Here is a 17574-nt window from a genome sequence, read left to right as displayed (position 1 = left end):
CAGCCTGCGCAGACAATTCAGCACCCAGCGACGCAAACGCATACCCCTGTGCAGCAGCCCCCCCAGACGAAGCCAGCCGAAGCGCCCCCACCCGTCCACCTTCACCCGCTGCCAGCTGACCCAGCACTTCAACGTAGTGCGAAGACAGACGCTCAATCGTCGAACAATCGATACGCTCGCCATCCCACGCCCACTCAAGCGAGATCCGCTCGCGCGGAATGATCGACAGCGCGAGCGGGTAATGCGTCGGATCGACCGATTCGATTCCGCTCACACGCAGCGCATCGTCTTCACCGCGCGCAGCCGAATCGATCGGATAGTTTTCAAACACGACGAGGCTGTCGAACAGCGCATCGCCGGTGCGGCCGGTCCACTGTTGCACGCGTGCAAGCGGCGTGTGTTCGTACTGGCGCAGATCGGTCAGATCGCGTTGCAGTGTCCGCAGCCAGTCGCCGACCGCCGCATTCGGATCGACATCGACCCACACCGGCAGCGTGTTCACGAACAACCCGAGCATCTGCTCGACACCTGGCAAATGCGCGGGGCGTCCGGCCAGCGTCGTCCCGTATGCGATGCCACGACGATGCCCATACCGTGCGAGCACCAAAGCCCACGCGCCCTGCATCAGCGTGTTCAACGTGACTTCGTAGCGACGTGCCGCGTCAGTGAGACGCTCGCCAAGCGTCGCATCGAGCGCGCGACGCACCGCGTGCGCACCCGGTTCGACGTCAGCAGGCGCACCGAGACTCGACGTCAGCGTCGCCGGTTCGTCGACCTGCATCGCACGTTTGCGCCACCACGCTTCGGTCGCGACCTCGTCAGTCGATTGCAGCCAGTCGACATAGCGCCGATACGGCGGCACAGCATCGAACGTCACCGCACCCAGACCACCGGCGCGCGCACGATAGTCGCGCAGAATTTCGCCGAGCAGTTGCGCAACGCTCCAGCCGTCGAGCACCAGGTGATGATGGGTCCACACGAGATCGGCAGTCTGCGCATCGCGGATGAACAGCGCCGCGCGCATCAGCGGCGCAGCGTCAGGCGCAATGCCGGCCGCAAGATCGCGCTCGCGCCATTCGACGAGACGCGCGTCGAAGTCGGTCGCGGCGGACCAGTCGTGTACCGCAAACGGCAGCGCGAGCCGCCGATGCACGATCTGCGACACGGTCGAGCCGCGCTGCCATTCGAAGCGCGTGCGCAACACCGCATGACGATCGAGCGCGGCCTGCCACGCGGCCTGCATCGCTGCGCGGTTTAGCGGCCCGTTGAGCGTCAGGCGCAACTGATTCAGATACGCACGCTGCCCCGGTTCAGACAGCGCGTGATACAGCAGCCCGGCTTGCAGCGGCGTCGCGGGATAGACGTCCTCGATGTGCTCCGGCGTCAGGCCGAGCGCGCGCCACAGTTCGCCGTTCGCACCGCCGGCAACGTCGGACGACGTCACCGCAGCGGGCTGCGCCGACGTCCGCGCAGCCCTCGCGAGCCGCTCGACGGTAGGCTCCTCGAACACCTGACGCGGCGTCAGATGCAGCCCGGCGTCGCGCGCTTTCGCGACGATCTGCAGGCTCAGGATCGAATCGCCACCGATCACGAAGAAGTTGTCAGTCACGCCGATATCGTCGCGTCGCAGCACGCTGCGCCACACGGCGAGGAGCGTTTCTTCGGCTGCCGTCGAAGGCGCGACCGCCGCACCAGGCGCAGTCGTGGAAACCGTTTCCGGTGCGGGCAACGCACGCCGGTCGAGCTTGCCGTTCGGCGTCAGCGGAAAGCGCTCGAGCGCGACGAACGCGGACGGCACCATGTGCGCGGGCAAACGCTCGGCGAGCCACGTCTGCCAGCGCTCGGGGTCGCCGTGAGCAGTCGCATCCGTGCTCACCAGATACGCGACGAGGCGCTTGTCGCCAGTCGGCGTATCGACCGCGAGCACCGCTGCATCGCGGATGTCCGGATGCGCAAGCAGCGTCGCCTGGATTTCGCCCGGCTCAATCCGGAAGCCGCGAATCTTCACCTGATGGTCGTTGCGGCCGATATATTCGAGGTCGCCGTCCGCGAGCCGACGCGCAAGGTCGCCCGAGCGATAGAGCCGTGCACCCGGTGCACCGAACGGATCCGGCACGAAGCGTTCGGCGGTCAACGCAGCACGGCCCAGATAGCCACGCGCGAGACCCGCGCCGCCCACATGAATTTCGCCGGCCGCGCCGAGCGGCACGCGGTTCAGATCGGCGTCGAGCACGTTCAGCGTTAGGTCGTCGAGCGGCGCGCCGATCACGCTGCGCGCATCGCGCAGCGCGGCCGAGTCCAGATCGCGATGCGTGACGTGCACCGTCGTTTCGGTGATGCCGTACATGTTGACGAGCGCGGGCAGCACACCGCGCGTCTGTGCCGCGTCGGCCCAGCGCGCGAGCGCAGCCGGATCGAGCCGTTCGCCGCCGAAGATCACCGCGCGCAGCGAATCGAGCGTGTTGTTCTCGTCGACGCGAATCAATTGCGTGAACGCGGATGGCGTCTGGTTCAGCACGCTCACACGCTCAGCGCGGATCAACTGATGGAATGCTGCCGGTTCACGGGCCGTCCAGTGCGGCACGATCACAAGACGCGCACCGTGCACCAGCGCGCCGAAAATTTCCCACACCGAGAAGTCGAATGCATACGAGTGGAATAGCGTCCACACGTCGTTGGCATCGAACGCGAAGCGCGACGTGGTCACGTCGAACAGTCGCGCGACGTTGCGATGCGTGATGCCGACGCCCTTCGGTGCGCCGGTCGAGCCTGACGTGTAGATCACGTAGGCAAGCTGTTCGGGATGCGGTGCGTGGAACGGCTCGTCGTGGCCGGGATGCACTGCCGCGTCTCGCAGTGCGTCGACGTCGAGCGTTGTGTGCCCGGCGAACAGCGTTGCGAGTTGTTCGAGGCTCGCCGCATCGGCGACGATCGGGCCAAGCTGCGCATCGCTGACGATGTGCACAAGACGTTCGGCCGGGTACGACGGATCGAGCGGCACGTAAGCCGCGCCCGCACGCAGCACACCAAGCAGTGCGGCGACGAGACCCGCCGAACGCTGCATCGCGACGCCGACGCGCGTTTCCGCACGCACGCCGCGGCGCCGCAGATCGGCGGCAATCGCACGCGACCATGCGTCGAGTTGTGCATAGGTGATGTTCGCGGCGCCGTCGCTGATCGCGGCCGCATCACCGCGTTGCGAGGCCTGCTCGATGAAGCGGGACACGATGTCGGTCGCGTTGTGTGACGAACGTGCGGCGGAACGCTTCACGTCCGGTGGCGCTTCCGCAAGCGCGAACGATGCAAGCGGCGCTTCCGGTGTTCGCGATGCGGCGCCCCACTGCGCGAGCAGTCCAACGAAATTGCCGGCCAGACGATCGATCGTCGTCGCATCGAACACGTCACGCGCGTACGTCAGCGTCAGGTCGAGCGCACCATCTTCCGCCGCTTCGGCGATGTTCAGCATCAGATCGAACTGCGCTTCGCCGCTATCGACTTCAAGCGCGGACACGCGCAGCCCGTCGCCGAACGACACGCCGAAATCGTGCCGCTGACGATAGTTGACCAGCACCTGGAACAACGGTGTCTGCGCGAGATTGCGCTCCGGCTGCACCGCGTTCACGACACTCGCGAACGGTACGTCCTGGTTCGCGTGCGCGGCAAGCAACCGTTCGCGCACGTCGTCGACGAGCCGGTCCGCACGCATCGCGCCATCGAGCTCGCTACGGATCACGACCGTGTTGACGAAGAAGCCCGCCACTTCAGCCGAGCCTGGCACATCGCGGCCCGCGAGCGGCACGCCGATGCGGATGTCGCGCTGCCCCGAGTAGCGGTACAGCAATGCGTTGAATGCAGCGAGCAGCGTGATGAAAAGCGTCGTTCGGCGTTCGCGCGACTGCGTGCGCAATGCATTCGCGACGTTTGCCGGCACGCGTACGCGCGTGCGGGTGCCCGGTGCGCGGCGTGCGCCGGTGCGGGTTCGGTCGTACGGCAACGCGAGTTCGCTGTCCTCGCCTGTGTCCGTCGCGAGCGTGTCGCGCCAGTACGCGAGCTGCGCGGCGTCGCGGCCGTCGGCGAGACGTGCGGCCTGTGCGCGCAATGCGTCGCGGTAGGCGGCGTCGGCCGATGTCGGCGTTGTGTCCGATGCGGCCACGCCTTTCGACACGTTCCGGTATGCGCGCGCAAAATCGGCGAACAGCAAACCAACCGACCAGTCGTCGCTAACGATGTGATGCTGCCCCAGATGCAGTACGTGACGGTCCGCCGCGATACGCAGCAGCGTTGCGCGCAGCGGCGCGTCGGCGGTGAGGTCGAACGGTACGCGCGCGAGCTCGGCAAGCTGCGCGTCGACTTCGCGATCGACGTCCGGCCCCTGCCGGTCGCTCAGATCGATGACGCGCAGCGCGCAGGCACCCGCCGCACCGATCGTCTGATACGGGGCGCCCTGCGTTTCGCCGAAGCGCATCCGCAAGGCAGGATGCCGCGCGACGAGCGCGTCGAGGGCCGCTTGCAATGCTGCCCGGTTCAACGCGCCATCGAATTGCAGCGCGCCGTTCACGTTATAGGCCGCGCTGTGCGGATCCAGTTTCCACAGGAACCAGAGACGCGCCTGCGCGGCGGACAGCGGCAACTGCGGGTTTTCTTGCGCCGGCACCCGCGCTTCAGCAACGACAACCGATTGCGTTTGCGTCTGCGACTGGATTTGCGTCTGCGGCGCACGAATCGCCTCACGCACAGCCACCGCCAGATCAGCGAGCACCGGTTGCTCGAACACCGCGCGCAGCGTCGGCGCATGACCGAACGTCGCGCGGATCGCCGAGATCACACGCACCGCGAGCAGCGAGTGCCCGCCGAGAAGGAAAAAGTCGTCCTGTGCACCGACACGCTCGACGCCGAGCACCTGTTGCCAGATCATCGCGAGCGCGGCTTCCGTTGCATCGCGCGGTGCGACATACGGCGCCGCGGCTGCGCGCTCTTCGGGCGCCGGCAACGCGCGCCGGTCAAGCTTGCCGTTCTGCGTCACAGGCAGACTGTCGAGCAGCACATAAGCGGACGGCACCATGTGCGCAGGCAGCGTCCGCGCCGCGAACGCGCGCAACGCTTCCGCAGCGAGCGCGGACCCCACGGCCGGCACAATCCACGAGACAAGACGCTGATCGCGCACAAGCACGACGACATTGCGCACGTCCGGATGCGCGCGCAGCACCGCTTCCACTTCGCCCGCTTCGATACGGAAACCACGCACCTTCATCTGGCTGTCGTTACGGCCGAGATAATCGATGTCGCCGCTCGCGAGCCGTCGCGCAACGTCGCCCGAGCGGTACACGCGCGCACCCGGCGCGCCCGACGGATCGGGCACGAAGCGCGACGCCGTCAGTCCCGGCCGGCCCAGATAGCCGCGCGCGAGACCCGCACCGCCAACATGCAGTTCACCAGCCGCCCCGACCGGCACCGGCTCGCCGAACCGATCGAGTACGGTCAGCGACAGGTCCGCGAGCGGCCCGCCGATCACGCTCGGCGCATCCGCGCGCACGATGTCGCCGCGCCCGAGCAAACGGAACGTCACGTGCACCGTCGTTTCGGTGATGCCGTACATGTTGATCAGCGCCGGCACCGGCACGCCGTTTTCTTCGCGTGCGACGAACCAGTTCGCGAGCGCAGGCGGATCGAGTTTTTCGCCGGCGAACACGACATAACGCAGCGTCGCCATCGTCGCGGACGGATCGCGACGTGCGATCTGTGCATCGATCTCGCACAGCGGCATGAATGCGGACGGCGTCTGGTTCAGCACCGTCACGCGCTGTTCGCGCAACAGGCGTTGCAGCGCCGGAGCATCGCGTGCGATGTCGTGCGGCACGACGATCAGGCGGCCACCATGCGTGAGCGAGCCGAACAGTTCCCACACCGACACGTCGAACGCATACGAGTGGAACAGCGGCCACACGTCGGACGGGCCGAATGTGTAGCAGCGACCGCCCGCGGTAAAGAGGCGCGTCAGGTTCGCATGCGTGATGCCGACGCCCTTCGGTCGTCCCGTCGAACCGGACGTGTAGATCACGTACGCAAGCTGCTCCGGATGCGGCGCACGGTCGATGATCGCGTCCGCGTGTTCGCCGTGCTCACCGTGCCCGCGCGCATGCACCGCGTCGATCAGGCGGATGTTCGGCACGAGCGTCGCGAAGCGCTCGCGTTCCGCATCGGTGGTGACGATCGCGTCGAGGCCTGCGTCGAGCGCGATGTCGCGCAGACGGTCGTCCGGGTACGCGGGATCGAGTGGTACGTACGCCGCGTCCGCGCGCAGCACGCCGAGAATCGCGGCGACGAGCGCAGGCGTACGGCCCATCGCGATGCCGATGCGGCGCTCGCCGTCGCGGCGGGTTTTTTTCACGGCGGTGGCACATGCGCGCGCGATCCGCGCGGACCATGCATGCAACTCGCGATACGTCAGCGTCGAGACGTTGCCGTCCGTTTGTGGGAACACCAAAGCGATTGCATCGGGCTGTGCGTCGACCTGTGCGGCAATGCGCGCCAGTGCCGGTTCAAATGCGAAATCGGAGGGCGGCGCATCGGTAGAAGGTTCAGCGTCGAGCTCAATGTGGCGCAGTTGTGTTGCGGTACTGCCCGCACCGAGTGCGGCCGCGATCCGGTCGAGCGCTGCATCGACATGCCGCGCGAGCCGCGCGATGCCGTCGGCTTCGATGCGGGTCGCGTCCCAGCGCCAGTGCATCGTCAGGCCAGTCGCGTCGGACGTCGCATCGCGCGGCGCGACGACGAGCGTCAGCGGAAGGTGCGTGCGGTCCGTTGCTTCGACTGCGCGTACGCCGAGTGCCGCGTTCGCCGCGTGGATCGCTTCGTCGAGCGGATAGTTCTCGAACACGACGAGGCTGTCGAACAGCGCGTCGCCGGCGAGGCCGGTCCATTGCCGCAGGTTCGCGAGCGGCGTGTGCTCCACTTCACGCAGTTCCGCGTTGCGGCTTTGCAGTGCACCGAGCCACGTCGCCAGCGATGCATCGGGCTCGACGTCGACCCACAGCGGCAGGCTGTTGATGAACAGGCCGACGATCTCCTGCGCATCCGGCAGATCCGCCGGACGACCCGCGACGGTCGTGCCAAACACGACTTGCCTGCGGCCCGCGAAGCGTGACAGCACGAGCGCCCATGCACCCTGCACCAGCGTGTTGAGCGTCACGCGCGCACGCTGCGCGGCGTGCAGCAGCGTCGCGTGACGGGTGGCGTTGAGTTCGCGTGTGAGCAGGCCAGGGGCATGGTTTGCTGCTTCTGGGTCGTTATCGACACTAGAGGGCGCAGCCGCATGGAAATCCGGACCGAGCGCGTCGGCGAGACGTGCGGGATCGTCGAGCGCGGCGAGTCGTGCGCGCCAGAATGCGCTGGTATCGGGCTGACTGCGCAGCCACTGCACGTAGTTCGTGTACGGTGCGCCGGGCGTGTCGTCGGGACGCTGGCCCGCGACGATCGCGCCGTAAGCGCGCGCGACGTCCGCGGTCACCTGCGCGGTGCTCCAGCCGTCGGTCAACGCGTGATGGTGCGTCCACAGCAGATCGCACGCGCCGTCCGCGCGCGTGAACACGTCGACGCGCATCAGCGGCGCATGCGCCGGATCGAAGCCTTGTGCCGCGATCGCATCGCGTGCGGTGGAGAAATGCGCGTCGTAGTCGGCTGCTGCAAGAGCGGCCGTGTCGTGCACCGCGAACGGTACCTCGGCGTGGCGCTCGACGATCTGCAACGGTTCACCGCCTGCCGGCCAGAAAAAGCGTGTGCGCAGCACCGGATGTCGCACGACGACCGTTTGCCACGCGCGCCGCATGTCGTCGATACGCAGTGCGTCCAGCGTGAGCCGCAACTGGCCGATGTAGAGACCAGGTGCGCCGTCGAGCATGCCGTGGAACAGCAGGCCTTGCTGCATCGGTGTCGCGGGATAGACCGCCTCGACCGTGTCGCGCGTGACGCCGGCTTGCGTGAACCAGGCGTCGTCGTGGTGGTCTTGCGGCGCTGCCGATTTGCTGACAGGAGCAGCAGGCGCTGCCATCGGTTGCGCAATCCGCGCAGCCGCTTCGATCGTCGGATTCTCGAACATCTGCTTCGGCGTCAGCTTGAGCCCCGCGCGTCGCGCCTTCGCGATAATCTGCAGGCTCAGGATCGAATCGCCGCCGATCTCGAAGAAGTTGTCGGTCACGCCGATGTCGTCCCGTCGCAGCACCTGCTTCCACACGTCGGCGAGCGAGCGCTCCGCGTCGTTGCGCGGTTCAACGCGCGCGGGCGCTGCACCGTTGTCTGCCGATGCGGACACGTCCTCATCCGGCAGCGCCGCGCGATCGATCTTGCCGTTCGCGGTCAGCGGCAGCGCATCGAGCACGCGGATCGACGACGGCACCATGTAGTCGGGCAGATCGGCGGCGAGCGTCGCGCGCAATGCGGCGCCGTCGAGCGGCGTCGATGCGGTCACGTAGCCGAGCAGGCGCAGCGGCGCCCCTTCGTTCTCTGCACGCGCGATCACGATCGCGTCGCGCACACCGGGCATGTCGCGCAACCGTGCAGCAACCTCTTCGGGCTCCACGCGGAAGCCGCGAATCTTCACCTGATCGTCGATCCGGCCGAGAAACGCGTACTCGCCGCCCGGCAAACGACGACTGCGGTCGCCGGTTCGATACACGCGCGCGCCATGCCCTTCCGCGTCGGGCACGAAGCGCTCGGCAGTCAGCGATGGCCGGTTCAGATAGCCGTCCGCGACGCTCGCGCCGCCGATGCAGAGCTCGCCCGTCGCACCCTTCGGTACCGCGTTGCCGTCCGCATCGACGATGCGTGCATTCACGTGTGACAGCGGTGTGCCGAGTGGCAGCGTCGCCGAGCGGCTCCCGGCACCACTGCGCGTCAGCACGCCGACCGCCGTTTCGGTCGGACCATAGTGGTTGATCAGCGTGCACGCGGGCCGCAACTGCGCGACGCGTTCCGCGAGCCGCGTAGGCGCGGCTTCGCCACCGACCAGCAGGCAGCGCGCCGGCAACACCGCCGCGGGCGACTGCGCCTGCATCAATGCATCGAGATGGCTCGGCACGATCTTCAACAGATCGACATCTTGCGTGCTCATGTAGGCAGCGAACGCATCGGGATCGGAGGCGACCTGCGCGTCGATCAGATGCAGCGTCCAACCGTGCCACAACGCGCCGAACAGCGCGGTGTGGCCGAGGTCGGCCGCAGGCGTCGAGAGGTACGCGGCACTGCGGATGCCTTCTGGCAATCGTTCGCCGACGCCGCGCAGATATGCGGACAGCGCGCGGTGGCTCAACACGACGCCCTTCGGACGTCCGCTCGAACCGGATGTGTAGATCACATAGGCCGGCCATGCGAATGCAGCTTCGTCAACGACGAGTGCCTGCGCGGTATCGTTCGCGAGCCCACGCGTTGCGACCGGATCGAGCGTGCTCACACCTTCAGGCAACCAGCCAGCAACCGATGCATCGCTGGCGATCACAATGCGCGCGCCACAGTCTTCTGCCTGCCAGCGCAGACGCGCGACGGGCAACGCCGGATCGAGCGGCACATAGCATGCGCGCACGCGCCACACCGCGAGAATGCTCGCGACGAGCGCCGCGCTGCGCGGCAGCGCGAGCGCGACGCGCTCGCCGGGCCGTGTGCCCGCTTCGGTCAGCGCGGTCGCGAGACGGCCGGACCATGCCCACAGCGCAGCCCAGTCGAGCGTGCCATCGGTGTCGACGAGCGCGGGTGCGGTGGGCGTCAGCGCCGCGAGCCGCGCCACGCGCGCGGGCAGGAAATCGGTGTCGAAGCGAATGTCTTGCATGATGTCTCTAGTCTGGATTCCGGAGCGCCGGCAAAAGCCATGTCGGCGATTCGCCCGGCGGAAACAGTGAAAAGGTTCGTGTTGGCTGCGTCGATTACGTCAGGACATGCCCACGCCCGAAACCGGCAACGCGTCATAGGCCACTTCATCGTCGTCGCGCAGCGCGAACGCACCGAGCGTGCGCTGCGGTTCGTCGACGGTCTGCGCGAGCAGATCCGCGTAATGCCGTGCGAACTGCGTGATGAACGTTTCGTCGTAGACGTCCGCCGCATACACGAACGTGCAGTCGAGTCCATGCGGACCGCGCGCGATATCGAGCGCGAGTTCGAAGCGCACGTCGCTTTCATCCGCGTCGAGCAGACGGCATTGCACGCCGTCGAGATCGAGCGCCGCATCGAAGCCGTCATGCACCATCAGCTTGACCTGCGCAAGGGGATTACCCGACGCGCGCCGCTCCAGTTGCAGATCGGCGACGACGCGATCGAACGGCACGTCGCGATGCGCCTGCGCGGCGATGCTGTCGATACGCACCTGCTGCAGCAGCGCGGCGAACGGCTGCGCGCCGGACAGCGTCGCGCGCATCACCAGCGTGTTGACGAAGAAGCCGATCAACCCTTCGGTCTCGAGCCGGTCGCGACCCGCCACCGGCACCGCGACCGGCACGTCGGTCGCGCCGCTGTAGCGGTACAGCAGCACGTCTAGCGCGGCGAGCAGCACCATGAACAGCGTCGCGCCCTCGTCGCGCGCGAGCGCTTCGGCGCGTGCGGCGAGCGACGCGGGAATGCGGATGCCGACACGTGCACCGCGCGGGTCGTACGGACGGTTGCGGTCGTGTTCGGTCGGCAGATCGAGTGTCGACTGCAGGCCGGCGAGGCGATCGCGCCAGTACGCGAGCTGCGCGTCGAGCACCGCGCGGCCAGCGCCATCGAAACGATCGCGCTGCCATGCGGCGTAGTCGGCATACTGGACCGGCAAGGCGGGCAGCGCGGCGAGCGGTGCCATTTCGCCGCGTCGTGCCGCGCGATAGCCGGCGGCGAATTCGCGCAGCAGCACGTCGATCGACCAGCCGTCCGATGCGATGTGATGCATGACGAAATGCAGCACGTAGCGCTGCGGCGCGAGCGTGAACAACGTTGCGCGCAACAGCGGTCCTTGTTCGAGATCGAACGGTTCGCGGGCGCGCACGCGCAGTTGCGCGGCGAGCGATGCGCGGTCCTTACCTTGGGCGTCAACCGCATTCCACCGCCACGCATCGGCGCTCTGCCCGGGCGCGAGAATCAATTGACGCGGCATGTCGTCAACTTCCGCAAAGCGGGTACGCAGCATCGCGTGACGCCGCACGAGCGCATCGAGTGCCTGTTGCGCGGCGCGCGCATCGAATGCGCCGTCGAGTTCGAGCGCGCCCGACACGTTGTACGCGGCGCTATCCGGATCGAGACGCCACAACACCCAGAGACGCTCCTGCGGCAGCGACAGCGGCGCGTCGTGCAGACCGCGCGGCAGCAGCGCAATTTCCGGCGTAGAAGAAGAAGAAGCGTTATCGAGCGCCGCGGCGAACGCACCGAGCGTCGGATGACTGAACAGCAGATCGAGCGGCACGTCGCGCGACAGACGCTGCTGCAAACGCGACACCACTTTCAGCGCGAGCAGCGAATGCCCGCCGAGTTCGAAGAAATGCGCGCTGGCGCCAGGCCGTTCGATGCCGAGCACGTCGCGCCATGCGTCGGCGACCGCGTGTTCGGTCGGCGTGGTCAACGCGGCTTCGGTTGCATCGGCCTGTACGGCATCGTTCGTTACCGTGGGAACTGGCAACGCGCGACGATCGATCTTGCCCGACGGCGTGAGCGGCAGCGCGTCGAGCACGACAACGGTCGACGGCACCATGAAACCAGGCAATGTCGCCGCGAGTGCGTCGAGCAGTGTCTTCGAAGAAACATCGGTTGCAGCCACATAGCCGACGAGCCGCGCGGGCCTACCGTCTTCGCGCAGCAGCACGACCGCGTCGCTCACGCCATCGCAGCGACGTAGCGCGGCCTCGATGTCGCCGGGTTCGATCCGGTGGCCGCGCAATTTGATCTGATGGTCGATCCGGCCGAGATAGTCGAGCCGGCCGTCGCCGCGCACGCGACACAGGTCGCCGGTGCGATAGACGCGCGCGCCGTGTCCGTGCGGATCCGGCACGAAGCGCTCGGCGGTGAGACCGGGGCGGCCGAGATAGCCGCGCGCGAGATTGTCGCCACCGATGCTCAGTTCCCCGATGCCGCCTGCGGGCGTCGCGTCGCCGTGCACGTCGTGCAGTTGCAGCTGTGTGTAATGCAGTGCGCGGCCGAGCGTGACCGGTGTCTGCGCGCGCACGGCGCCGCAGGTCGACCAGATCGTCGTTTCGGTCGGACCGTAGACGTTCCAGATGTCCGCGCCGCGCGCGAGCAGCGCGTCGGCGAGATCGGCGGCGAGCGCTTCGCCGCCGCACAGACCTTTCAGGCGCGAGGCTGCGTTGTCGGATGCACTGGCGCTATGCGACCAGCCGCCCGCGAGCAGCAGACGCCAGCTTGCGGGCGTCGCTTGCAGGATCGTCGCGTGGCTTTTGTCGAGCAGCGCAGCGAGACGCGCGCCGTCACGAACGACGTCGCGTGGCGCGAGTTCGATCCGTGCACCGACCGTCAGCGGCAGACACAGTTCGAGCAGCGAGATGTCGAACGACGGCGACGTCACCGCGAGCCACGTATCGCGCTCATCGACACCGACCGTCTCGACGATGCTCGCAACCAGACGGTCGAACGCACCGTGCGGCACCGCGACGCCCTTCGGTCGACCCGTCGAGCCGGACGTGTAGATCACGTACGCCAGGTTCGTGGCGTCGGATAGGGTGGCCTCGAACGTCGTTGTGTCAGTTGAAGTGCGCAGCGTCGATGCGTCGATCGACGTACGCGAAGCAAGCGCATCTCCAAGGCACGCGACGCCGACCATATCGGTGACGACGCAGCGCACGTTCGCATCGTCGAGCATCGCCGCGACACGCGCGGCCGGGTAGCCAGGATCGAGCGGCACATAAGCCGCGCCCGCCTTGAGCACGCCAAAGCACGCGGCGATCAGCGCGATCGAGCGTTCGACGCACACTGCGACCGGTGCTTCGCGCTTAACGCCTTCTTTTAACAGACGCGCGGCGATGTGGTCCGACCAGCGATCGAGCTCGCGATACGTAATCGAATCACCACCGCACGACACCGCATAGGCATCGGGACACAGACGCGCCTGCTGCGCGAAACGCGCATGCACGGGCACGAAGTGATGCGCGGGTAGCGCGTCGCCTGGTTGCGCGCCGCTCGCGAACGGCAGCGCACCGAGCGAGAGGTCCGCGCCATGTGCACCGGCGACTGCGACGAGCACGTCGAGATACTGATCGAGCAACCGCTCGACGATCGATGCATCGAAGCGCTGCGCCGGGTAATCGAGCAGCAGACGCAGATCTGCACCGCCCGTCACGACGTTCAGCGTCAGATCGAACTGCGCGCTGCCGCGCTGTTCCTCGAGCGGCTCGATGACGAGACCGTCCGCATCGCGCGCGCCCATCGGTACGGCCTGCTCGTTGAACATCACGTTGAAGAGCGGCGTGTCGTCGCCGCGACGTTCCGGTTGCAGCGCGTCCACCAGATCGGCGAACGGCAGATCGCGATGGTCGAGCGCCTCGATCACGCGCGTGCCGATCTGCTCGACCAGTCCGGAGAAAGGCAGATCGCGCGACACGTCCGCGCGAATCACGACGGTGTTCACGAAATAGCCGACGCGACCATCGTCGACCGGCGAACGGCGCAAGCTCACCGGCATGCCGACACGCACGTCGCGTTGACCGCTCACGCGATACAGCAGCGCGACGAACGCGGCGAGCAGGCTCGCGAAACGACTCGCACCGTGTTCGGCGGCGAGCGCCGCGAGACGCTCCGCGAGCACGTGCGGCACCGTGCGTGCGACGCGACCCGCTTCCGCGTGCGCAACGACGGACGCCGGCGTTTCTTCGGGCAACGTGAGGCGCGTGTGATGCTTGCCGAGCCGTTCGATCCAGAATGCGCGCTCGCGCTCGAGCCTCGCGGGATCAGAGACGGCCGGCAGCGACCAGCCGTGCAGCGGCGGCAGCGCGGTACCGCAATAGCCGTCGACGAGTTCATCGCAAAGAATGCCGAACGACGTCGCGTCCGACACGATGTGATGAATCGACACGGTCAGCAGGCTGCGCGTCGGCGCGATACGGACGAGCGTCGCGCGCAGCATTGGGCCGCTAATCAGATCGAAGGGCTCCGATGCCGCCGCGTTGGCGCACGCGAACGCATGCGCGTCGCGCTGCCCCGCATCGAACGATGACAGATCATGTTCGCGCCAGTTGTACGACGCGTCGTCCGACAGCGCGCGTAACGGCTCACCGTCGCGTTCGGCGAAACGCGAACGCAGTTCCAGATGACGCGCGACCAGCGCAGTCAGCGCGCCACGCAGACGTGCGACGTCGAGCGCGCCATCGAGCCGCAGCGTCGCCGACAGGTTGTACGCGGCGCTCGCGGGCGCGAGACGCCACAGCAACCACAACGAACGCTGGCCTGCGGAAAGGCCGCTCGCGGAAGCCGCAGCAATGGCTTGCGGTTGCGTCGCGACCTCCACTTCAACGACCTCCGCGTCGACGTCGATACCGAACTCACGCGCAAGCAACGCGGCCTGCGCGGCGACAGTCCGATACGCAAACAGGCGCCCCACCGGCAGTGCGATATGCAATGCCGTACCGAGTCGCGACGCAAGCTGCACGACCGCGATCGACTGGCCGCCGACGCGAAAGAAATCGTCGTCACGCGTCGGGGCGGCGATCGGCAGCACGTGTTGCCACTGCCGCGCGATGAACGCTTCGAGTGGATTCGCAAACGCAGTGCCTTCAACCGCATGCACGTCGCTGTCGGCAGAACCCGCAGCCCACACCGCAAACGGCTGCAACGTCCCGCCGTGCCATTCGTGCAGACATGCGCTGCGCTGCAGTTTGCCGCTCGACGTGCGCGGCAGGTCGCCCGGTTCGAGCAGCAGCATCAGTCCCGCTTCGTACTGGAACGCATCGCCGAGCGCATCGGCGATCGCACCGAAAATCGCTTCGTGCGCAATCTTCCGCGTCTTGCCGCGCGGCACTTCGGCCGCGATGCCGATCGCTTCCGAGCCGTCCGGCAGATCGACCGGAAACGCACTGATTCGGCCACGCCGCAGCCATTCGACGCGATCCGCGAGCGCGACCTCGATGTCCTGCGGGTACACGTTCTGCCCGCGCACGACGATCATGTCCTTGCGCCGCCCGCATACGTACAGTTGCTCATGCTCGACAAAACCGAGATCGCCGGTGCGCAGCCAGCGGCCCGCGAAGCCGGGTTCCTCGACGAACACCGCGGCGCTTGCCGTAGGGTTTTGCCAGTAGCCCTGCGCGATGCTCGGGCCCGTGCACCAGATTTCGCCGACGCGTCCGTCGGGCATGCGCGCGTGCGTCGCCGGATCGACGATCGCGAACGTGTGCAGCGGCGGCGCAACGCCGCAACCGACGACGGCTTTCGCATCGTCGTCGTTCGCCGGTGTCGCGCTCACAGCATCGGTACGCGCGAGCGCCGTGCCGGAGAAACGCGTTTCGGGCGCCCCGCTACCGGCGATGACGCCAGTCACGATCAGCGTCGCTTCCGCGAGGCCATAGCACGGGTACATCGCAGCAGCGTCGAAACCCCATTGCGCGAAGCGTTCGGCAAAACCGTCGAGCGTGTGCTGACGGATCGGCTCGGAGCCGCAGAACGCGACTCGCCAGGACGACAGGTCGATACCGTCGAGCTGCGCATCGCGCACACGGTCGATGCACAGGCGAAACGCGAAGTCGGGACCGCCGCTGACGGTCGCGCGTTCGCGTGCGATGCCCGCGAGCCAGCGTGAAGGACGCTCGAGAAAATGCGGCGGCGCGATCAGCGACAGCGGAAAGCCGCAGATAATCGGCGCGAGCATCCCGCCGATCAACCCCATGTCGTGATACAGCGGCAGCCACGAGAACATCCGGTCATCGATGCGATAGTCCATCGCGCTCGCGATCGCATCGATGTTCGCGCAGACGTTCGCGTGGCTCACCATCACGCCCTTCGGCGCGGACGTCGAACCCGACGTGTATTGCAGGAACGACAGTGCGTCGGGATTACCGATGTCGATGCAAAAATTATGGTCATCGTCACCCGCATCGGGGGCAAGCAACACCGTATTAGCGAGTGCCGACGCAAGGCCAGCCGCTTCGAGCGCCGCCAGCGAATCGCGGCCGAGGATCGCGACACGCGCCGCGCAATCGCCGACCATCCCGCGCAGGCGGTCCAGATGCGCGCCGTGCTGCGCTTCGGCCGGATAGGCGGGCACCGCGATCATCCCCGCGTACTGGCACGCGAAGAACGCAACGATGTAGTCGAGACCGCTCGGCAACATCAGCAGCACGCGATCGTCCGCGCCCGCGTGGGCGCGCAGCGCGGCGGCAAGACGGCGTGCACGCACATCGAGGCCTGCGTAGGTCAGCTCGTGCACATCGCTTTCGCCATCGGCGAGAAAGCGCACCGCAACCTGCTGTGGGCGCTGTTCGACATGGACCCGCAGCGCCGAAACGAGATCGTTCGCAGGCGCGCGGGCGGCCTCGTGGGCGTGCGCACGCGCGCGCTGCATATCGGTCAATCGCATCCCTTTCTCCTCATTCGTCGGCCGTCGCGGCGCGCGTCGCTTTCGCGACGGAACGGCAAACGCAACGGCAATGGCATGCCCCGCCACCGCTTACGGGGCGGGCGCTCAGTCGTTCGAGTTGTGGGGTGAAAAGCGGCGCCTTCTTCGAGACGCCTGATGCAACGGTGCAGCTGTGTCGCTACGGCCAGTGAATCAATCAATAAGCAAAGCTGATCGGCAGGCCGCCACGCGGATGCGGAACGGTACCCATCGGCACGCCGTAGATCGCGCCGAGCGTCTCGCCTTCGATCAGTTGTGCGGTCGGCCCGCTCGCCAGCAACCGGCCGCTCTTCAACGCGATCAGATCGTCGCAGAAGCGGCCCGCCATGTTGATGTCGTGCAGCACGACGATGACGCCGAGGCCACGCTGCTGGCTCAGCTTGCGCACGAGGTCGAGCACTTCGAGCTGATGCGCGATGTCGAGCGCGGAAATCGGCTCGTCGAGCAGCAGGCATTCGCTGTCCTGCGCGACCAGCATCGCGATCCATGCGCGCTGCCGTTCGCCGCCGGACAGACTGTCGACGGTGCGGTCCGCGAAGCGCAGCAGATCGGTCAGTTGCATCGCTTCGTGCACCTTGTCGCCGTCGCGCGACGTGAAGCGTCCGAGTGCGCCGTGCCATGGATAACGGCCAAGCGCGACCAGTTCGCGCACGGTCATGCCCTCGGCGGCCGGCGGCTGCTGCGGCAGGTACGCGACCTTGCGCGCGAACGCGCGGGTCTCCCAGTCGCGCAGCGAACGTCCGCCGAAGCGCACGGTGCCGCTCGCCGGTTCCTGCTGACGCGCGAGCAGCTTGAGCAGCGTCGACTTGCCGGACCCGTTGTGGCCGATCAGACCACACACGCGATGAGTCGGCAGCGTGAGCGTCAGCGGATGCAGCAGCGTGCGGCCGCCGACGGCGAACGACACGTCGTCGAGCTCGTACATCGGTGCCGTCGTCGCGCCGTTTTCGATTTCGGCGGAAGCGGCTGAAACGGCGTCGAAGAGCGAAGGATTCGCGTTCATGGTG

3 protein-coding genes are annotated in these 17574 nt (G+C 67.3%); all 3 read right to left on the bottom strand.

Features of this window, described 5'->3' with window-relative positions; translation table 11 throughout:
- On the bottom strand, window positions 1-9817 hold a 9817-nt coding region (locus ACREXZ_RS24595), incomplete at its 3' end, for an amino acid adenylation domain-containing protein (RefSeq protein ID WP_431766723.1).
- Between the two features lie 99 nt (window positions 9818-9916).
- The gene (locus ACREXZ_RS24590; RefSeq protein WP_431766722.1) at window positions 9917-16528 is read right to left on the bottom strand and encodes an amino acid adenylation domain-containing protein; all 6612 of its coding nucleotides are present in this window, start codon (window positions 16526-16528) and stop codon (window positions 9917-9919) included.
- A 196-nt stretch (window positions 16529-16724) separates the two neighbouring features.
- Window positions 16725-17570, bottom strand: coding sequence for an ATP-binding cassette domain-containing protein (locus ACREXZ_RS24585; protein ID WP_431766721.1), 846 nt, complete (start codon window positions 17568-17570; stop codon window positions 16725-16727).
- Window positions 17571-17574 lie beyond the last annotated feature (4 nt).

Source organism: Paraburkholderia sp., from assembly GCF_050742655.1.
Taxonomy (GTDB): Bacteria; Pseudomonadota; Gammaproteobacteria; order Burkholderiales; family Burkholderiaceae; genus Paraburkholderia.
Note: the sequence above shows the minus strand (reverse complement) of the source record. Positions and strands in the feature narration are given on the sequence as shown.